This window comes from Herbaspirillum sp. Her3 (assembly GCF_057961275.1).
Map to the genome: position 1 here is coordinate 2,804,374 of NZ_CM176328.1, position 18,193 is coordinate 2,822,566.

17 protein-coding genes are annotated in these 18,193 nt (G+C 64.7%); 3 read left to right on the forward strand and 14 right to left on the reverse strand.

All coding sequences use genetic code 11. The annotated features are described in order from the left end of the window. Positions 1 to 13 precede the first annotated feature (13 nt). On the reverse strand, positions 14 to 220 hold the full coding sequence (locus ACVC5H_RS12840) for a hypothetical protein (protein ID WP_489618294.1): 207 nt from the start codon (positions 218 to 220) through the stop codon (positions 14 to 16). Positions 221 to 360: 140 nt separating this feature from the next. Then, positions 361 to 1,299 (reverse strand): lysozyme inhibitor LprI family protein, encoded by a 939-nt coding sequence (locus tag ACVC5H_RS12845; protein ID WP_489618295.1) that lies wholly within the window; start codon positions 1,297 to 1,299, stop codon positions 361 to 363. Positions 1,300 to 1,496: 197 nt separating this feature from the next. Between ACVC5H_RS12845 and ACVC5H_RS12850 the strand changes: the two genes are divergently transcribed. Further along, positions 1,497 to 3,923, forward strand: coding sequence for a DNA polymerase II (locus tag ACVC5H_RS12850; RefSeq protein WP_489618296.1), 2,427 nt, complete (start codon positions 1,497 to 1,499; stop codon positions 3,921 to 3,923). A gap of 95 nt (positions 3,924 to 4,018) precedes the next feature. Here ACVC5H_RS12850 and ACVC5H_RS12855 read toward each other — a convergent pair whose 3' ends face one another. Both ACVC5H_RS12855 and ACVC5H_RS12860 read right to left on the reverse strand, forming a co-directional pair. After that, complete coding sequence (locus ACVC5H_RS12855) at positions 4,019 to 4,222, reverse strand: hypothetical protein (RefSeq protein ID WP_489618297.1); 204 nt, start codon at positions 4,220 to 4,222, stop codon at positions 4,019 to 4,021. A 66-nt stretch (positions 4,223 to 4,288) separates the two neighbouring features. Beyond that, a complete protein-coding gene (locus ACVC5H_RS12860) occupies positions 4,289 to 5,554 on the reverse strand; it encodes a multidrug effflux MFS transporter (protein WP_489618298.1) in 1,266 nt (421 codons plus the stop codon). A gap of 323 nt (positions 5,555 to 5,877) precedes the next feature. On the opposite strand from ACVC5H_RS12860, the gene ACVC5H_RS12865 reads away from it, so the two are divergent. Continuing rightward, positions 5,878 to 7,599 (forward strand): methyl-accepting chemotaxis protein, encoded by a 1,722-nt coding sequence (locus tag ACVC5H_RS12865; protein WP_489618299.1) that lies wholly within the window; start codon positions 5,878 to 5,880, stop codon positions 7,597 to 7,599. A gap of 12 nt (positions 7,600 to 7,611) precedes the next feature. Here ACVC5H_RS12865 and ACVC5H_RS12870 read toward each other — a convergent pair whose 3' ends face one another. The 7 genes from ACVC5H_RS12870 to ACVC5H_RS12900 form a co-directional block, all read right to left on the reverse strand. Further along, on the reverse strand, positions 7,612 to 8,685 hold the full coding sequence (locus ACVC5H_RS12870) for an adenosine deaminase family protein (protein WP_489618300.1): 1,074 nt from the start codon (positions 8,683 to 8,685) through the stop codon (positions 7,612 to 7,614). 53 nt (positions 8,686 to 8,738) lie between these two features. Continuing rightward, positions 8,739 to 9,707, reverse strand: coding sequence for a nucleoside hydrolase (locus ACVC5H_RS12875; RefSeq protein WP_489618301.1), 969 nt, complete (start codon positions 9,705 to 9,707; stop codon positions 8,739 to 8,741). Positions 9,708 to 9,742: 35 nt separating this feature from the next. Next, on the reverse strand, positions 9,743 to 10,756 hold the full coding sequence (locus tag ACVC5H_RS12880; protein WP_489618302.1) for an ABC transporter ATP-binding protein: 1,014 nt from the start codon (positions 10,754 to 10,756) through the stop codon (positions 9,743 to 9,745). A 12-nt stretch (positions 10,757 to 10,768) separates the two neighbouring features. Continuing rightward, positions 10,769 to 11,548: an ABC transporter permease gene (locus ACVC5H_RS12885; protein ID WP_489618303.1), complete on the reverse strand. Its 780-nt coding sequence runs from the start codon at positions 11,546 to 11,548 to the stop codon at positions 10,769 to 10,771. Further along, the gene (locus tag ACVC5H_RS12890) at positions 11,545 to 12,405 is read right to left on the reverse strand and encodes an ABC transporter permease (RefSeq protein WP_489618304.1); all 861 of its coding nucleotides are present in this window, start codon (positions 12,403 to 12,405) and stop codon (positions 11,545 to 11,547) included. The genes ACVC5H_RS12885 and ACVC5H_RS12890 overlap by 4 nt, the downstream gene beginning before the upstream one ends. Positions 12,406 to 12,483: 78 nt before the next feature. Further along, the gene (locus tag ACVC5H_RS12895) at positions 12,484 to 13,536 is read right to left on the reverse strand and encodes an ABC transporter substrate-binding protein (protein ID WP_489618305.1); all 1,053 of its coding nucleotides are present in this window, start codon (positions 13,534 to 13,536) and stop codon (positions 12,484 to 12,486) included. 91 nt (positions 13,537 to 13,627) lie between these two features. Further along, positions 13,628 to 14,746 (reverse strand): porin, encoded by a 1,119-nt coding sequence (locus ACVC5H_RS12900; protein WP_489618306.1) that lies wholly within the window; start codon positions 14,744 to 14,746, stop codon positions 13,628 to 13,630. 194 nt (positions 14,747 to 14,940) lie between these two features. Between ACVC5H_RS12900 and ACVC5H_RS12905 the strand changes: the two genes are divergently transcribed. Beyond that, positions 14,941 to 15,867, forward strand: a complete 927-nt coding sequence (locus ACVC5H_RS12905; RefSeq protein WP_489618307.1) for a LysR family transcriptional regulator — start codon at positions 14,941 to 14,943, stop codon at positions 15,865 to 15,867. 7 nt (positions 15,868 to 15,874) lie between these two features. Here ACVC5H_RS12905 and ACVC5H_RS12910 read toward each other — a convergent pair whose 3' ends face one another. From ACVC5H_RS12910 to ACVC5H_RS12920, 3 genes are all read right to left on the reverse strand, one after another. Beyond that, positions 15,875 to 16,252 (reverse strand): hypothetical protein, encoded by a 378-nt coding sequence (locus ACVC5H_RS12910; protein ID WP_489618308.1) that lies wholly within the window; start codon positions 16,250 to 16,252, stop codon positions 15,875 to 15,877. Beyond that, the gene (locus ACVC5H_RS12915) at positions 16,249 to 16,653 is read right to left on the reverse strand and encodes a hypothetical protein (protein ID WP_489618309.1); all 405 of its coding nucleotides are present in this window, start codon (positions 16,651 to 16,653) and stop codon (positions 16,249 to 16,251) included. Before ACVC5H_RS12915 ends, ACVC5H_RS12910 begins: the two co-directional genes overlap by 4 nt. A 67-nt stretch (positions 16,654 to 16,720) precedes the next feature. Next, positions 16,721 to 18,181, reverse strand: a complete 1,461-nt coding sequence (locus ACVC5H_RS12920; RefSeq protein WP_489618310.1) for an efflux transporter outer membrane subunit — start codon at positions 18,179 to 18,181, stop codon at positions 16,721 to 16,723. Positions 18,182 to 18,193: the final 12 nt, after the last annotated feature.

An 18,193-nucleotide genomic window follows, 5' to 3' on the forward strand; every position in this document is an offset into this window, starting at 1 on the left:
GAGGGGAAAGAGGCTAGGCTGCCATGGTTCTGCTCGTCTGGCGTCGCGCTGCCGCCAGGATTTCGCAGGCAGCTTCGTCTTCCGAGTGGGCGGCCAGGGGCAGGGAGCCCCGGCTGATTTCTGCACGATCCTTCAGTATCGCGTACGAGCCTTTCCAGCGGCCTTCGCTGTCATCGGCCTGGTAGACGATTACGTAACCTTCGAATTCAATTTTCTTCATAAGGGCTTCTCGCCAGGGCAAGGGAGCATGCGCGCCATGCTCATCCATGGCCAGTATGCCCGCCGCCCCGCCTGCCGCCTGTCATCCGCGTTCGCAAACGCGTGTAGGACAAGTCCGCAATCGCCCGTGGTGATGGTGGCCTAGCGCGACATGATGGGCGTGAGCAAGCCATTGACCGCATCGCTGACGATCAGGCCCGGCAGCGATGCCCGGTCATTCTTGACGATGACCGTATCCTTCTCCACGTCGCCCGGCAGGGTCAGCTCGGAGATGTAGGGACAATCGGCGCTGCAGGTGTAGCGCAGCACGGTCTGGCCGCGTACGGCTTCGAGGATGTACTGGCCATTCTCGATGCCGTAGTAGCGCACGGCCACCAGAGGCTGCGCCGCGCCCGCCTGCGGGTCCTGATAGAAATACTGGCCGCGCTCGGCACGCGTGTAATGCGGCCAGGGCATGCTGCCTTCCGGTGCCAGATGCTCGATCTGGCGCGTATTCAAGCCCAGCCGCAAGCTTTGCGCAGCGGGCGGTGCGACGGTAGCGACGGGCGCGGCGGCAGGCGCAGCCGCCTTGGCATCCGCCGCAGCCTTGGCGGCCATGGCAGCACGGGCGAGTGCCGCAGCCGCTTCAGCAGAGATAGTTTCTGCGGGTTGGCTGGGTGCCACGGCGGCCAAAGCCGGTGCGGGCGTGCCGGAGACAGGCTGAGCGGCGGGCTGGGCGGCGGGCTGGGCCACGGCGACCGGGGCCGTGGCCGGCGCGGCTTGTGCCTCCAGTTCGGTCTGGCGGCGCTGATACCAGGCCACCAGGCAGGCGCGGTCATGGCAATTCTCTTCGCGCCAGCGCCATTGCAGGTCGCTGGCGGTACGGAAGGCGCGCACGTTGGTGGCGGCCTTGCGCGCGCGGCGGTAAGCCCGGCCCAGTTGATCGTCCAGCGCGGAGAGCTCGGGATCGTGGCAGATGATTTTTTCGTTGGCGGAGCCGGCCTTGCTGCAATCGAAGCTGGCGGCGTGTGCCGGATGGAGTTCAAGCGCACCCAGCACGCTGGCGCTGCTGAGCAGGAGGATGAGGGGCAGGGCTTTCATGGCGAGACTCTCCGTATTGCGGGAACGTGATGGGCGCCAGCATCGCACCGGGAGGGAGCGCCCAAAGCGCGGAGAAGAACGGGATTTTTTTTAAAATCTTTGCAGCTGAAAAAGTGTGTTTGGAGTTCTTCACAATTGGCCCGCGAGACGATTACGCAAGGCCGCTGACATCCAAGTAGAATCCGGTCTCCATCCGCATGCCCCAGTACCCGACGGTGACCGACACAGCCGCTCCCATTTCCGCACCCTCCTTGCGCCCCGGCGAGCGCGCCGGCTTCCTGTTGTCCCGTCACTGGCGCGATACGCCGGCAGGCGTGGAGATCGAACTCTGGCTGGCCACCGACGACGGCCCGCAATGCCTGCGCCTGCCGCCGCAAACGGCCGTGGCCTTCGTCCCGCAGGCCCAGGCCGAGCGAGTGCAGGCCTTGATCGGCAACGAGCCCGGCATGGAGCTGCGTGCGCTGGAACATTTGAAGGACCTCAGCCAGCGCCCGGTGCTGGGCCTCTATGCGCGCCAGTATCGCAAGCTGCTGAAGATCGAAAAGACCCTGGTGGCGGCCGGCATCAGCGTCTACGAAGCCGACATCCGCCCGCCCGAGCGCTACCTGATGGAGCGCTTCATCAATGCCCCGGTGGCCTTTGAGGGCGTGGGCGATGGCCAGGGCGTGCTGGTGGACACGCGCATCCGCGCCTTGCCGGGCTATCGTCCGCCCTTGAAGCTGGCCTCGCTCGATATCGAAACCAGCTGGCAGGGCGAGCTCTACAGCATCGCCATCGAAGGCTGCGGCCAGCGCAACGTCTATGCGCTGGGCCCGGCCAGCGGGGCGGTGGAGGCGGTGGATTTCGAATTGCAGTTCTGCCAGACACGCAAGGAGCTGATCGATTGCCTCAATGCCTGGGTGGCGCGCCACGATCCGGACGCGCTGATCGGCTGGAACCTGGTGCAGTTCGACCTCAACGTGCTGCAGAAGCAGGCGCAGAAATACCAGACCACCCTGCGCCTGGGCCGCGCCGGACGTGCGCTGGAATGGCGCGAACATGGCATGCGTGCCAATCACCTGCTGGTAAACGCAGCGGGCCGCCTGGTGATCGACGGCATCGAAAGCCTGCGCGGGGCTTTCTGGAATTTTCCGTCGTTCAGCCTGGAGAACGTGGCGCAGTCGCTGCTGGGTGAAGGCAAGGCCATTGCCACGCCTTACCAGCGCATGGATGAGATCGACCGCATGTTCAACGAAGACAAGGCGGCGCTTGCGACCTACAACCTCAAGGATTGCGAACTGGTCACGCGTATCTTCGAGAAGACCGACATCCTCTCCTTCCTGCTGGAACGCGCCAGCGTCACCGGCCTGCAGGCCGACCGCAGCGGCGGTTCGGTGGCGGCCTTCACCCATCTCTACCTGCCGCACATGCACCGCAAGGGCTACGTGGCGCCCAACCTGGGCGACGCCGAGGCGCTGGCCAGTCCGGGCGGCTTCGTGATGGATTCACGCGCGGGGCTGTATGACTCGGTGATCGTGCTGGATTACAAGAGCCTGTATCCCAGCATCATCCGCACTTTTCTCATCGATCCGGTCGGATTGGTCGACGGTACCTTGAACGAACCGGAAAGCCAGACCGTGCCCGGCTTCAACGGCGCGCGCTTCTCACGCCGCAGCCACAGCCTGCCGGCCATCATCGAACAGATCTGGCAGGGCCGCGAGGTCGCCAAGGCGCAGGGCAACAAGCCTTTGCAACAGGCGCTGAAGATCATCATGAATTCTTTCTACGGGGTGCTGGGTTCGACCGGTTGCCGCTTCTTCGATTCACGCCTGGCCTCGTCCATCACCCGGCGCGGGCACGACATCATGCATCGCACGCGCGAGCTGATCGAAGAGGCGGGCTACGAGGTCATCTATGGCGATACCGATTCCACCTTCGTCTGGCTGCGCCGCCCGCATGACGACGCCCAGGCGCGGCAGATCGGGCAGCAGCTGACCGCGCGCATCAATGACTGGTGGCGGAACCACCTGGCCGGGCAATACCAGCTGGAGAGTGCGCTGGAACTGCAGTTCGAGGTGCATTACCAGCGTTTCCTGATGCCGCACGTGCGCGGCGCCGATACCGGCAGCAAGAAGCGCTACGCCGGCTACGTACGCACGCCCGAGGGCGAGGACAAGGTGACCTACAAGGGTCTGGAAGCCGTGCGCACCGACTGGTCGCCGCTGGCGCAGCGCTTCCAGCAGGCGCTGTACCTGCGCATCTTCCGGGGCGAGCCCTACCGCGACTTCATCACCGGCTATGTCGCCGATCTGCTGGCCGGGCGGCTGGATGATCTGCTGGTCTATCGCAAGCGCCTGCGCCGCCAGCTCGATCATTACGAAAAGAACGTGCCGCCCCACGTGCGCGCCGCCCGCATGGCCGATCAGGTCAATGAAGAGGGCGGCCGGCCCTTGCAATACCAGCAAGGCGGCTGGATCAACTACGTCATGACCACGGCAGGACCGGAGCCGCTGGAAAAGCGCCGCGCCGCCATCGATTACGCCCACTACCTGGAGCGCCAGCTCGCCCCGGTGGCCGATGCCATCCTGGTCTTCGTGGGGGACAGTTTTGCATCCGTCACTTCACCGCAGCAGGAGTTGTTCTGATGCCGAACGAGCAATGAGAAAGGGCTGGATTCCACGAATCCAGCCCCTTGGCTACCTGCAAACCGCGATCTGACTGCGCCCCGCGCAGCAAGGCCTCAGTGGTGATACGAATCCCGGTCACGCCCATCCATTCGCGGGTGGCGCGCACGCACACGCACCGGTATCGGCTGGCGCTGCGATTTGCTGTACACCTTCTGCCAAACGATCAGACCGAAGGCCAGGCTGCCTGCCAGCAGGTACAAGGCGTAGAAGGCGGCGAGATAGCTACCGTAGTGCAGCAGGGTCTGGATGATGGCCATGGGGTCCTCCCGGGAATGAATCAGTGTCGATGGCCATATCGTATGCCGCTTGCCACGGCGCCGGTATCAGGGTTTTTCTGATGGGCGAACTTGCAACGTCACCGCCACCGTGGGCGCCTGCAGATGCTGCAGCAGCTTGCCCACCATGGCGATCACGGTCAGCCCGACGATGCAGAAGAACACCGCCAGCGGCGCCAGGCTATGGATGGAGACGAAACCGGCCAGCGCCATCATGCCTGCAGAGACCAGCAGCAGCGCAAAGCCCAGGATGGCACTGGTGAGCCCGGCAATGTGCGGGAAGATCGAATTGCCCTTGGCCATCAGCGTCGGATACATGGCCCCGGCGCAGAAGCCCATCACCAGCACCGGTGCAATCAGCGTCCACACCTGCAGCCCGACGGTCAGTGCCAGCGCCAGCATGGCGAAGGCGGCCGCCGTCATGACGCGTGCGCCGATGCGCAGGCGCTGCTCCGGCGAGGGCAGGCGGTGATGGTGGAGGCGATTGGAGATGCCACCCAGGAAATACGCCATGCCGATGGCCAGCGCCAGGTAGCCGAAGAAGGTCGGCGGCTGGTGCAGCGTGTTCTGCACCATGAAGGGGCCGACGATGTTGAACACCAGCAGGATGCCGTAGCACAGCCCTTGTGCCAGGAAACAGCTCTGGAACACCGGGCTGGCCAGCACCATGCGGGCATTCCTGAACAGCGTGGCCGGATGCAGATGCACCGCTTGCCCCAGCGTCTCGCGATATTTCCACAAGATCGCCCACATGCCGAACGAATAGACCAGCAGGAACACCAGGCAGGAGCGCCAGCCGAAGGCTTCCTGCAGATGCGCGCCGATCACCGGCGCAATGATGGGCCCCAAGCCCCAGGCGATGGCCATGTAGGTGTAGGCATGCACCAGGGCCTGGCCGGCGAAGGAGTCGGTGATGATGGCCTTGGCCAGCAGGTTGGTGGCGGCAATGCCGAAGCCCTGCAGCACCCGCGCGGCGACAAAGGTCTCCAGGTTGGGCGCGGCCAGGGAGAGCGCGCAACCCAGCGTGAACAGGCCCAGCCCCAGCATGAGGACGCGTTTGCGGCCATAGGCGTCGGCCAGCGGCCCGAACACCAGTTGCCCCACCGCGTAGGCGATCAGGTAGCCGGTCACGCTGCTCTGGATGGCCTGGGCCGAGGTGGCGTAGTCGATGGCCATCTCCGGCAGCGCCGGGACGTACAGGTCGATGGCCAGTTGCCCGGCCGAGGCGAAGGCGCAGATCAGGAACAGCAGGAAACGCGGATGGTTCGGAGGATGGCGCGGCGCATGCCGGGCGGCACTACTGACAGGGTTCATGGAGAAGGAATGCTGCATTGCAAAGACCGCTATTGTGAACCTTGGTGCGTTTTTCTGCTCGGGCTCGTTCTTTCGTTGGAAAACTGTCACTGATAACAGAAAAATGAGCCGATCTTTTTAGCAAGTAATTGGATAGGTTTAGCGAGAAACTCCAATTAATTCGAGAAGAAAAACGAAGTAATTCGAGATTGTTCCAGCATGTTTTTGTCATCCCGCACAAAGACGTGCGCACCACGTATCGTCCGCCTGCCGCATCAGCTGAGCCTGCGCCTTCAGGTGCAGGCGAGGGGCGCGGCATCTTCAAACGAACGAGGGAGGGGCGCATGTCGATCTACAAATGGTTTTCCATCAGGCAGATTCTGGTGGCGCTGACGGTGGCGATCACCGTGCTGCTGGCACTGCTGGTGACGGCCGCCATGGCCGAATCGGAGGCGGGGGAAGCCCTGGCCAAGGCCTACGCCCGCCGCGAGGCGGCGCAGCGCCTGGTGGCCGAACTGCGCCAGGGGGCCGATGACCTGACGCGCCTGGCGCGCAGCTTCGTGCTCACTGGCGATGCGGAGTATGAACGGCAATACCACGCCATCGCCGAGATCCGCGACGGCAGGCGCCCCCGCCCGGAGCACTACGAGCGCATCTACTGGGATCTGGTGGATGCCGACGGGCGGCCGCCGCGTCCGGACAGCACCTTGATCGTTGCCCTGAGCGAGCTGATGCAGCAAGCCGGCTTCCACCGCGAGGAGATGGACGCGGTGGCCAAGGTACGCAGCCGTTCTACGGTGCTATGGGCGACCGAGTCGCACGCCATGGAACTGGTGCGGCGGCATTTGCGGGACCGCCCGCAGGAGGAGCCGGAACTGGCCGAGGACGATCTGGCACAGGCCCGCCGCCTGCTGCATGACCGCCGCTATCACCTGGCCAAGGCAAGGATGATGCGTTCGATGGAGGAGCTCCAATCCATGCTGGATGCCCGCACGGCTCGCGAGATCGCCCAGGCGCGCCAGATCAGGGAGCATCGCAACACGATGTTCGCGATGGTCGGCGCGATGGTGCTGCTGGTCCTGGCCGCGAGCGTGATGAGCCTGTACTGGCTGGTCGCCGGCCCGCTGTCGCAGGCGGCCCAGGTGGCCTCGCGTGCGGCCAAAGGGGATCTGTGCGGACGCATCGAAGGCGGTTTCAAGGGAGAAACCGGGCAGTTGCTGTCCTCCCTGCAGGACATGCGCCAGGGCTTGAGCCACCTGGTGCGGCAGGTACGGCATGGCGCGCGGGTCATGCATGGATCGGCCGGCGAGATTTCCGACAGCGCGCTCAATCTGGCCACCCGCGCCGAGCAGCAATGCTGTTCTCTGCAGCAGACTGCCGCCGCCATGGAGCAGTTGAGCACCACCGTGCAGCAGAGCGCGGCCCGCGCACAGCGGGCCTGCACCCTGGCCAGGACGGCGGCGCAATCGGCACTGGATGGGGGCGTCGCCGTCAGCGAGATGGTCGGCAACATGCACGCCGTCCACCTGGCCGCCAAGCGCATCGAGGACATCGTGGCGAAGATGGATGGCCTGGCCTCCCAGACCAATCTGCTGGCGTTGAATGCGGCGGTCGAGGCGGCTCACGCGGGCAACCATGGACATGGCTTTGCGGTCGTGGCGGCCGAAGTGCACGACCTGGCGCAACGTTCGGCCGATGCCGCGCAGGAGGTCAGGAGCCTGCTTGCCGAGGCGATGACCGGAATCGAGCAAGGTAGCGCACGTGCACAGACCGCAGGGCGCAGCATGCAGGAGGTGGTGGCGCAGGTCGGGCGGGTCAGCCTGGTCATCAGCGAACTGGCCAGTGCCAGTACCCAGCAATCGGCCGGTGTGCGCCGGATCAGCCAGTCGGTCAGCGCCATGGACCAGGCCACCCAGCGTAACGTCGCCCTGGTGCAGCAATCCTCAGCCGCCGCCGAAGCCATGCGCCTGGCCAGCGAACGCATGGCCGAGCTGCTGGCCAGCTTCCGGCTGGAGCAAGGGGAAAGCGCCGATCAGGATGGCATGGTCATCGACATGGCCTCCTGACGCGTCGGCCCATCAGGACCGCAGGCGCGCGCGCAACTGGTCGAAGCGATCATCCCAGCGCGGGCGCCATTGCTGGCGCAGGGTCTCGTCCATCCAGGCCGCATCGAGACCGTTGCGCATGAACTGCTTGAGATCATCCACGTCGGCACCCAGTTGCAGCATCATCAGCCAGGCGCCGGTCGGGGTGACCAGGTGCAGGGTCGGGTCATCGGTATTGGGGTGCAGGCGCAGACCGGCAGCCAGCATCTTGCGGATCGGATGATCCAGCGCCCAGCGCTCGGGCGCGAGGGTGCGCAGGTAGTAGGAATTGGTCGGCACCACCGTGAAGACCAGACCGCGCTCGATGCAGCGCTGCATCAGCGCCGGGTTGTCGACGATGGTGTAGCCGTGGTCGATACGGTCCACCTGCAGGAGATCGATGGCGGTAGCGACGTTGTGCCAGGGCATGCCGAATTCGCCGGCGTGGGCCGTGGTCTTCAAGCCGGCCTCGCGGGCCAGGCGGTAGGCGGCTTCGAAGAGTTCCGGCGGACGATCGTTCTCGCGGTAATCCATGCCGATACCGACCACTTGCGGCGCGCGCGCAGCCAGCATCCATTGCACCATGGCCACGGCTTCCTCGGGGCTGGCTTCGCGGTCGATGCTGGGAATCAAGCGGCCGATGATGCCAATCTCGCGCTCGGCATCAGCGATGGCGCGCACGATGGCGGCCTGGGCCTGCGCGTAGGGGATGCCCGACACGCGTACCGTACCGGTCGGGTTCCAGAAGAATTCGCTGTAGGCCACGCCATGGGCATGGGCATCCTGCAGGTATTCATGGGTGATGCGGTAGAGGTCATCGGGCTGGCGGATCAGCACGGCATCGAGGGCGCGCAGCACACGCAGCACGCCGACCGGTTTTTCGCCGCGGGTGTAGAAGGCCTCGATTTCCTCCGGCGAGACCGGATGGCCGGCGCGGGCGGAGAGTTCGCTGAAGGTCTGGCGGCGCACTGCGCCGAACAGGTGGCAATGCAATTCGACCTTGGGCAGCGCGCGCACGAATTGTTCGAGCGTGAGCGGGCCGGTGTCGTGTTCGTCTTGGAAGGTCATGAAACGCAAGTCAGTGGAATGGGCCGTGGCGGGAAGAGGATGCGGTCGCGCTGTCAGGACAGGCTGCCCAGCAGCTCCTGCATCATGCACTGCATGGCGCGCGGACCGTCGACCGTCATGGCCACCTCGGTATTGGGCTGGGCGCGGCGTGGCACGCGGAATTCGCACACGGTCATGCCGCGCGTGAGACGGCCCTGCAATTCGATCTCCACCCGGGCTGGCTGGAAGCTGAACAATTCCGGACGCTTGAGCCAGATCGCCACGGCCGGGTCATACATGGGCATGGGCACCGAGCCATCGGGACTGCGGATGCGCAGGTAAGCCTCGAAGTAACCGGCCAGCCACCTGGCACGCGCCGTACCCAGCGCACGGACCTGCTGCACCTCGGCGGCGGTCACCAGCAGCTGGCGGCACAGGTTCAGGCCGAACATGCGCAGCGGGATACCGGAGCGGAACACCACATCGGCTGCTTCCGGATCGGCAAAGATGTTGAATTCGGCGGCGGCCGTGTGATTGCCCTGGTCGGCCGAGCCACCCATGAGGATGATTTCCTTGACCATGCCGGCGATCTCGGGCGCGCGCTGCAGAGCCACGGCCACATTGGTCAGCGGGGCGATGCACATGAGCGTGATCTGGCCGGCATGCAGGCGGATCGCTTCGATCATGGCATCCACGGCGTGCGGAAGCGGATCGCGCTGCAGCTGCCGCGACTGGCGCGCTTCGAGGGCAGCGATATCGACCTGCGGCAGGGTCTCGCCGGTGGTGGCCATGCCGGCTTCACCGAGGATGGATTGGGCGGTTTCGATGGTGCCGGCCAGCGGCTTGTCGCAGCCGGCATAGACCGGCACGTCGAGCCGGTAATGCTGCTTGATGCGCAGCGCATTGTCATAGGTCGTCACCAGCGGGGCATTGCCCGCCACCACCGACACGCCCAGCCAGTGCACGTCCAGGTTGGCCGAGAGCATCAGCATGGCCAGCCAGTCGTCAAAGCCGGGGTCGGTATCGAGCCAGATCTTGTGCATGTTCGTCTTCTTCTTCAACAGTCCGGAGTGGAGGTTCAGGCGGCCAGCGCCAGCGCGTGCTGCGCGGGCAGGTCAAAGCGCACCTGATCGCCTTCGCGGGCCGAGGCCAGGGCGGCCGGGGCCATGCCGCGCACTTCGCCCAACGCCGTCTGCAGCAGGTATTGCACCTGCTCGCCGAGGAAGCCTCGCGAGAGCACGCGGCCCTCATGCGGCCCGCTGCCAATCTGCACCTGCTGAACGCGCCAGCCGGCGCAGGCGGTACCGGCTGGGAGCCCGGCCAGCGGCAATTGCCCGGCCATACCGTGCAAGTGGCCATTGGAATAATCGAACAGATTCTCGAAGCCCATGAAATTGGCCACGAAACGCGTGCGCGGCGCGTTGAACAGCTGCTCCGGCGTATCGAGCTGCTCGATCTTGCCGCCGTTCATCACGACGATGCGGTCCGACATGGCCAGCGCCTCGTCTTGATCGTGGGTGACGTAGAGCATGGTGATGCCCAGTTCGCGCTGGATGCGGCGCAGCTCGGCGCGCATCTGCACGCGCAGCTTGGCATCGAGGTTGGAGAGGGGTTCGTCGAGCAGCAGCAGCTTGGGCTCGATCACGATGGCCCGCGCCAGCGCCACGCGCTGTTGCTGGCCGCCCGACATCTGGGCCGGCAGGCGCGCTTCGAAACCGGCCAGGCCGACGGCGGCGATCACCTTCTCCACGCGCTGGCGCAGTTCGGCGGCGGGCACCTTGCGCAGGCGCAGGCCGAAGGCCACGTTGTCGAATACGTTCAGGTGCGGGAACAGGGCATAGGACTGGAACACCAGGCCGATGTCGCGCTTGTTGGGAGGCAGGCGGCTGATGTCGCGGCCGTCCAGGGCGATGCTGCCGGCACGCAGGTCGATCAGGCCGGCGATGGCGCGCATGGTGGTGGTCTTGCCGCAGCCGCTGGGGCCCAGCAGGGAAATCAGTTCGCCCCGTGCGACCGCCAGCTCCAGGCCTTCGACGGCGGTCCTGGCGTTGCCGTAGCCGAGCGCTACTTGCTGCAGATTCAGGTAACTCATCACGTTCTCACATCACATGTATTTGGAAATGCCCAGCACCTTTTCGGTGACCAGCACGAAAGCCATGGTGAACAGCACCAGCAGCGTGGACAGCGCCGCAATGGACGGGTCGAAACTGTTTTCCATATGGCCCAGCATCTCGATGGGCAAGGTACTGATGCCCGGCCCGGTCAGGAACAGCGACACCGGCACCTGGTTGAAGGAGGTCACGAAGGCCAGGAAGAAGGCCGCGATCACCGCGCCCCGGATATTGGGCAGCACCACCAGCCGGAAGGTTTGGGCCCGCGTGGCGCCCAGCGTGATGGCGGCTTCCTCGATGTCCACGCGCAGGTTGGCCAGGCTGGAATAAACCACCCGCACCGCATAGGGTGTCAACAGGCCGACGTGGCCGATCAATAAGCCCAGGAACACCGGTGCATCGATCACCAGCACGAAGTGGCGCAACAGGCCCAGGCCGACCAGCATGGCCGGGATGATGAGCGGCGAGGTCAGCACCTGCTTGATCACCGCCATGCCCGGCGGTGGCATGCGCGACATGGCATAGGCCACGGGCACGCCCAGCAACAGCGCGATCACGGTGGCCAGCAAGCCGATCTCCAGGCTGGTGCCGAAGGCCTGGCGGAATTCATCGGCCTGCAGCACCGCGATGATCCAGCGCAGCGAATAGGAAGGCGGTGGGAAGGCCAGCGTCTCGCCACCGCTGAAGCCGGCCAGGAAGACGATGATGAACGGTCCCAGCAGGAACAGCATCACGGCCCACAGCACCACGCGCGGGAAGAGTCCTTGTTTCATGTCGTCCTCCGGGGAGCGGCAATGCGTTTCAAACCGGCGTTGACGGCCAGCGTCATCGCCACCAGGATCACCGCGATCACGTTGGCGGTGCCGAAATCACTTTCCACGCTGACCTTCTGGTAGAGCAGCGTTTCCAGCATCAAGACCTTGGGCCCGCCCAGCAATGCGGGCGTCACGTAGGCCGTGACGCTGCCGGTGAAGACCAGGGTGCCGCCGACGATCAGCCCTTCCTGCGTCAGCGGCAGGGTCACGCGGGTGAACACCTGCCAGGCATTGGCGCCCAGGGTGGAGGCGGCCAGGGCCAGGTCGGCGGAAATGTTTTCCATGGCGCTGACCAGCGACATCAGCATCAGCGGCAACAACAACTGCAGCAGGCCGACGAAGACCGCCATCTCGGTAAAGAGCAGCCGCTGCGGCTCATCGGCCAGGCCCAGCTGCAGCAGCACCGCATTGACCGCGCCATTGCGCCCGAACAGGACAATCCAGGCATAGGTCCGCGCAATGGGCGAGACCATCAGCGGCAGGATCATCATGCCCAGCACCAGCCCGCGCCAGCGCGGGGCCACGCGCACGATGGCCTGGGCGGCGGGATAGCAGAGCAGGGCCGAGCAGAGCGTGACCAGGGCGGCGATGCGCAGGGTGCGCCACAGCACTTGCAGATGCAGCGGTTCGGCAAAGAAGTCAGCGAAGCGTGCCAGGCTCCATTGCAGCGGACCGCCGTCGAGGCTGTCCGGCCCGCCGATGCGCAAGGCATCCAGCAGCAAGGCCCCCACCGGGAGCAGGAAACAGACCGATGTGAAGATCAGCGCAGGGGTGACCAGTATCAGACCCAGGCGCGTTTTGGAAGAGGCGAGCATGAGGCGCAAACGATGTCCGGAAAGAGAAGGACGACGCACTGCATCCGGCAGGCGTCGCCACGATATGAAAATATTGGCTTATTTGCTGATGCCCTTGTTCCACTGCTCCAGCCAGCCCGAGCGGTGCTTCAACAGGTCTTCCGGCTTGACGAACTTGAGCGAGGCGATATGTTCGCCGCCATAGGTGTTGAACTCGGCCTTGTCCTTGGGCAGCACCACCTGGGTGTTGACGGGCGAGTCCACCAGTTCCATCGCCAGGGCGGTCTGTACTTCCTTGGAGAGCCAGAAGTCCATCAGCTGGTAGGCCAGGTCGGCATTCTTGGACTTGGCCACGATGCCCATCACGTTCATGCCGGCAGCCTGGCCTTCGGCGGGAATGGCCCACTTCAGGGGCATGCCGGTCTTCATCAGCTGCGACCAGGTGAAGCGCGCCACCGGTGCCACCCAGATCTCGTCCTGGGCAAAGAGCGAGGACAATTGCGCGCTGTTCTTGGTAAAGGTGACCACGTTGTTCTTGATCGCCAGGATCTTCTGCAGGCCGGTGGCAAAGTCGCCGCCCTTGCCGCCCCAGGCCAGGTCGGCCATCTGCAGCGCCAGCGGGCCCTGGGTGGTGCTCACGTCCGGCAGGGCCAGGCGGCCCTTGAGCTCGGGCTTCCACAGATCCTTCCAGGATTGCGGGGCGCGCGTCTTGTCGCTGCGGTAGACCAGGCCGACCGAATAGATGGTGTAGCCGACCGCGTAATTGCCGCCGATGGGATTGCGGGCGAACGGATAGATCTGGTTGGTGTTCTTCAGCTTGCCGTAGTCCAGCGGCTGTACCAGCCCCTTGCGGGCAGCTTCCAGCATGCCGAAGTCCGACAGCAGCACCAGGTCCACCACCGGATTGTTGCGGCGGGCGTCGAGCTTGGCGATGCGGTCGGCGTTGTTGCCGGTTTCCACCACGATCTCGCAGCCGCATTTTTCCTTGAAGGGCGCATAGACCAGCTTGTTGAACAGCGGCTGGGAAATCGGATACGCCGACAGCACCAGCGTGCGCTTTTCCGCGTGGGCCGGCGCCGCCAGCAAGGACAGGCCGAGGCCGGTCATGGCCAGTGCGGCGAGGGGACGAAAGAAACGGGCGGGCTTGAACATGGCGATCCTTGTTACCGGTAAAAAGACTGCATATTGTAGGCCCGGCCAGCGCGGGAGCCACTGACCAGGCCTGGGGGAGAACAGAACAGTTTTAGAACACGTGACGCATGCCCAGCATCAGCACGGCCTGCTTCTTGTCGCTGGACGAGGGGAAGCCGAAGATGGTGGCCTTGGTGGCATCACCCGCTGCCAGCTGGTAGCTGTAGGTGATGGCCACGTCGGTACGCTTGGACAGGAAGTAATCCGCCTGCAGGTTGATCTGGTGCCACTTCGGGTTGGTGTTGATGGTGTCGTACTTGCCGGTGGTGTAGAAGTAGGACGCGCCCAGGTTCAGGGCCGGCGTGGTGTGGTGCACGACGTTGATGTCGAAGTTCTGCAGCGTCAGCCTGGTGTTGTCCAGGTATTCGTACTTGACGTTGCTGTACATGGCACCAAAGTCGGTGTTGCCCACGATGTAGAAGCCGCCGGTGCCGGCGATGCGCTGGCGACGCACGCCTGCCGAGCTGTTGACCGCGCTCTTGTTGAAGATCAGCAGCGAACTGGCGTAGTCATTGCCCATGGCACCATCCGGGCTCTTGCTGCTGTTGGGCTGGTCCATCTGGGTATAGGCCACGGCCCAGCGGAAGTTGCCGCCCTTGTAGCCGGAGCCGATGCTCATGACGCGGTTCAGCGATGCATCACCCGCCGCTTCGCCAAATCCATACAAGGCGGTGACGTTGAAGTCGTTGAACATCGGGCTGACGTACTTGACCGAGTTCTGCACGCGCAGGTTGTTGTAGCCGTTGTCGTTGTCGCCGATGTGCACGCCGTTGCTGGCGATGACCACGGGGCCCAGGTAATCCTTGACCGCTTCGTACTGGCGGCCCAGGGTGACGGTACCCATGCTGTTGGAGGCCAGACCCACCCAGGACTGGCGGCCGAACAGGCGGCCACTCTGCGCGGCCGCGCCGGTCATCATGTTGAAGCCGTTTTCCATGGTGAAGATGGCCTTGTTGCCGCCGCCCAGGTCTTCCTGGCCGCGGAAGCCGATGCGCGGGTTCTGGTTGGTGCCCGACAGGGCTTCGAAGTTGTGCGGACCGCCCTGGTTGGTGAGGTAACCCACCCCGCCCGAAATGAGACCGTAGATCTCGACCTTGCTCTGTGCCTGCGCCTGCGCGCCAGCCAGCGCTGCCGGAATGGCCAGCGCCCCTATCATCCAATGTTTTTTCATGCCTGCCCCTGTGGTGTTGAGATGGTCTTGCGACCGTTCATTGTTGGAATTCGCTGCGAACGGTGTGGAGGATAGGACAAGACGTGAAATAATATAATTTGTTTATATTTATAATTTCATAAATTGGATTTATAACCGGGCGGAGTTTCCCATCAGTTGATTGCCCGCCTGCAGACTTCTTTTGCGCGCCTCCCATGATCAAATTGAATCAGAAAGTCACCCTGCGCCATCTGCAGGCCCTGGTCACCCTGGCCGACACCAACAGTTTCAGCCGTGCCGCCGATGTTCTGGCGGTGACCCAGCCGGCCTTGTCGGCCTCCATCAAGCAGCTTGAAAACCAGCTCGGGACAAGGCTTTTCGACCGCACCACGCACCAGATCAGCCTGACCGCGCAGGGCAGCGTGGTGCTGGAATACGCGCGCCACCTGCTCAATACGGCCAGCAACATCTTCGAGGATATCGAGCACGCCATTGGCACCGGGCGCCATCGCATCCGGGTCGGTGCCATTCCTTCGGCGGTCACGCTGACGGCGGCGGTGATCGCCCGCTACAACCAGGCGCATGACGAACATGTGGAAATCCTGCTACAGGACATGCCCAATGATGCCCTGCTGGAGGCCCTGCATTCGGGCAAGCTGGATTTTTGCGTGGGGATCAAGCCGCCCGATTCGCTGTCCTCGCAGACGCTGGAAACGGTGACCTTGTTCGAGGATGAACTGGTGCTGATCGTCTCGCGCCGCCATCCCCTGGCGGGCGCCAAGGAAGTGCAGTGGCGGCAGATGGCGGGGGAAGAGATCGTGCTCTTCACGCAGGGCAGCGTGTGGGAATTCGCCTCGGCAGCGCTGATGCAGCATGGCCTGGCCTCATCGCGACGCTATCAGGTGGTGCACAGCGAATCGCTCTATGGCGTGGTGCGCTCGGGCATTGCCATCGGCATCATGCCCAGCCTCTACACCACCTACCTGCGCGATGACAGCCTGCACGTGGCGCCGCTGCGGCAGCCCACGCTCAAGCGCAAGATCGTCCTCATGCGCCGCAACGAAGTCAGCCGCAGCCATTGGACCGATCATTGCTTCCGCGAACTGCGCAGCGACCTCAAGCAGGCCAATCACTGGTTCTGAGCCAGCTTCAGACGATCTTGCAGGGGATGGTGGCGTCCTCGTCGACGCTGTAGACGGCGCACAGGCGATGGTAGCCATCGGCCACCACGGTGCGCTGGCCCTCCTGGCGTACCAGCAGCAGCGGTGACAGCGCGGTGCCGGCCTGGATCTTCTTGACGTCCTTTTCCACGTGGGCATTGCTCATGCCCAGCGGCGACAGGCCGGAGGCGCGCAGGATGTCCTTGGCCTTGAAGCCGGACATGGACGCGGCGCGCAGCTTGCGGACCAGTTCGGTGCTGTGCGCATCGTCGTAGAGCAGATTGAGATAGGACTGGGCGGCCGGATAGTCATGTTCTTCCGGTTGGTCCAGCCAGGCAATGGTCGTCTTGTTGGACTTGTCGGTCATGGCGTTTCTCCTTCAGTGATGGGCGATGGCGCAGGACCCAGGATGATGGCCAGTTCGTCATGGGCACATCGTCCCGGCACGATCTGCACGGCCTGGTGCAAAGGCAGCGGGGCATCTTCATCCAATGCCGCATAGGTGGTGGCATTGAAATGGCTGGCCCAGTGGCGATAGCGGATGGCCACGAAGCGGGTTCCCCCGCGCAACTGGGCCAACCGGCTGGCCAGGCAGGGCGGCAACTGGTCGGCCTGGGTGTGCGGATCGATGACGCTTTGTACCACACCGACCGTAGCCTGGACATGGGAATCGGCGGGTGGATTCCATGAGCAAGCGGGCAGCGCCAGCAAGCCCGCCATCCAGAGCGGCAAGCGCCACATCGTGCTGTTTTTTGTATGCAGGTTCATGAACGGATCTCCGGTTTGCGGGGAGCGGCAGCCTGCCGGCCTTGCGCCCCTTGAGCATATTGCACCCTCACAGGTCCTGGTGCCACCAGCCGCCGCCCAGCGCCTGGAACAGGGCCACCGTATCGGACAGGCGCGTGGCCTGCGCCTGCACCCGTGACTGGCTGGCCGTCAGCAGATTCTGCTGGGCCAGCAGCACTTGCGGATAGCCGGCCAGTCCGGCCTTCCATTGCGCCTGCGCGGCATCGAAGCCGCGCTGGGCCGCCCCCTCGGCGCGCGCTGCGGCCTTGAGTGCATCGGCATCGGCGGCAATTGCGTGCAAGGTATCGGCCACGTTCTGGAAGGCCCCCAGCACCACGCTGCGGTACTGCGCCCGAGCCTGGTCGAGGCCGGCTTCGGCGGCGTGCTGCTGGTGCTGTAGGGTGCCGCCATGGAAGATGGGGGTGGCCAGGTCCAGGCCCAGACTCCAGAAAGCCGTTCCCGGCTTGAACAGATTGGAGATGTCCTGGGCCGAGCTGCCGAGGCCGCCAGTGATGGAGAAGCTGGGCAGGCGATTGGCCATGGCTACGCCCACCTGGGCCGAGGCGGCCTGCAATTGCGCCTGCGCGGCGCGCACGTCGGGGCGCTGCTGCACCAGGGTCGAGGGCAGGCTCAGTGGCAGCTCGGAGGGCAGCGTCAGGGCCGACAGCATCAGCTGCGGCGTGCCGCCTTGCTCGGGGAAGCGTCCGGCCAGCACCGCAATCTGGTCGCGCTGCTGGGCCAGTTGCTTGCGCAGGCCCGGCAAGACCGCCTGTGCCTGGGCCAGCAGGCTTTCCTGGGCGGCCACATCGGCCTGGCCCAGCGCGCCCAGCGCGCGCTGCTTTTGCACCAGGTCCATTTGCTGCGCGGCCAGCGCCTCGGCTTTCTCTGCCGCCTCCAATTGCTCACGCAGACTGGCTTCGTTGACCACCGCCAGCACCACGTTGGACACCAGCGTCAGGTAGGTGGCATTGCGCTGGAAACGCTGCACCTCGGCTTGCGCCCGGCTCGCCTCCATCTGGCGGCGGGTACCGCCGAAGATGTCAGGCGCATACGAGATGTTGAGTTGGGCGGTATGCAGGTTGTAGATGTAGCTGTTGTCGGCCAATGGGCTAGCCAGGGTGTCGGCGACCTTCTGGCGCGTGGGATTGAATTGCAGGTCCACGCTGGGCCAGAGGCCACCGCCTTGTGCCGATGCGGTTTCACGCGCCGAGTGCAAGGCCGCCTGGGCCGCCTCGAGGTCGGCGTTGTGGGCCAGGGCATCCTCGACCAAGGCATCCAGGGCCGGGGAGCCAAAGGCTTTCCACCATTGGCCCGGCACATCCTGGCCGGCGACGAAATGCTGGCCATCGAGGGACTTGGCGGTCTCCACCTTTTCGGCGGTATAGGCGCTCACCTTGGGCGCGTCGGGCGTCTTGAAGTCGGGTCCGACGGCGCAGCCGCCGAGGACCAGGGCTAGCGCGGTGGCGCAGGCCAGGCAGGGCCAGCGGGGAGCAATGAAAGTCAGGATCATGGTGGGGTCATC

Excerpts from the sequence above, each read along its gene's own strand:
- ACVC5H_RS12905 (WP_489618307.1), top strand. The coding sequence starts at position 14,941 with ATGATCAAATTGAATCAGAAAGTCACCCTGCGCCATCTGCAGGCCCTG.
- ACVC5H_RS12840 (WP_489618294.1), bottom strand. The coding sequence starts at position 220 with ATGAAGAAAATTGAATTCGAAGGTTACGTAATCGTCTACCAGGCCGAT.
- ACVC5H_RS12865 (WP_489618299.1), top strand. The coding sequence starts at position 5,878 with ATGTCGATCTACAAATGGTTTTCCATCAGGCAGATTCTGGTGGCGCTG.
- ACVC5H_RS12915 (WP_489618309.1), bottom strand. The coding sequence starts at position 16,653 with ATGAACCTGCATACAAAAAACAGCACGATGTGGCGCTTGCCGCTCTGG.
- ACVC5H_RS12855 (WP_489618297.1), bottom strand. The coding sequence starts at position 4,222 with ATGGCCATCATCCAGACCCTGCTGCACTACGGTAGCTATCTCGCCGCC.
- ACVC5H_RS12845 (WP_489618295.1), bottom strand. The coding sequence starts at position 1,299 with ATGAAAGCCCTGCCCCTCATCCTCCTGCTCAGCAGCGCCAGCGTGCTG.
- ACVC5H_RS12875 (WP_489618301.1), bottom strand. The coding sequence starts at position 9,707 with ATGCACAAGATCTGGCTCGATACCGACCCCGGCTTTGACGACTGGCTG.
- ACVC5H_RS12880 (WP_489618302.1), bottom strand. The coding sequence starts at position 10,756 with ATGAGTTACCTGAATCTGCAGCAAGTAGCGCTCGGCTACGGCAACGCC.
- ACVC5H_RS12870 (WP_489618300.1), bottom strand. The coding sequence starts at position 8,685 with ATGACCTTCCAAGACGAACACGACACCGGCCCGCTCACGCTCGAACAA.
- ACVC5H_RS12885 (WP_489618303.1), bottom strand. The coding sequence starts at position 11,548 with ATGAAACAAGGACTCTTCCCGCGCGTGGTGCTGTGGGCCGTGATGCTG.
- ACVC5H_RS12910 (WP_489618308.1), bottom strand. The coding sequence starts at position 16,252 with ATGACCGACAAGTCCAACAAGACGACCATTGCCTGGCTGGACCAACCG.
- ACVC5H_RS12895 (WP_489618305.1), bottom strand. The coding sequence starts at position 13,536 with ATGTTCAAGCCCGCCCGTTTCTTTCGTCCCCTCGCCGCACTGGCCATG.
- ACVC5H_RS12860 (WP_489618298.1), bottom strand. The coding sequence starts at position 5,554 with ATGAACCCTGTCAGTAGTGCCGCCCGGCATGCGCCGCGCCATCCTCCG.
- ACVC5H_RS12890 (WP_489618304.1), bottom strand. The coding sequence starts at position 12,405 with ATGCTCGCCTCTTCCAAAACGCGCCTGGGTCTGATACTGGTCACCCCT.
- ACVC5H_RS12920 (WP_489618310.1), bottom strand. The coding sequence starts at position 18,181 with ATGATCCTGACTTTCATTGCTCCCCGCTGGCCCTGCCTGGCCTGCGCC.
- ACVC5H_RS12900 (WP_489618306.1), bottom strand. The coding sequence starts at position 14,746 with ATGAAAAAACATTGGATGATAGGGGCGCTGGCCATTCCGGCAGCGCTG.
- ACVC5H_RS12850 (WP_489618296.1), top strand. The coding sequence starts at position 1,497 with ATGCCCCAGTACCCGACGGTGACCGACACAGCCGCTCCCATTTCCGCA.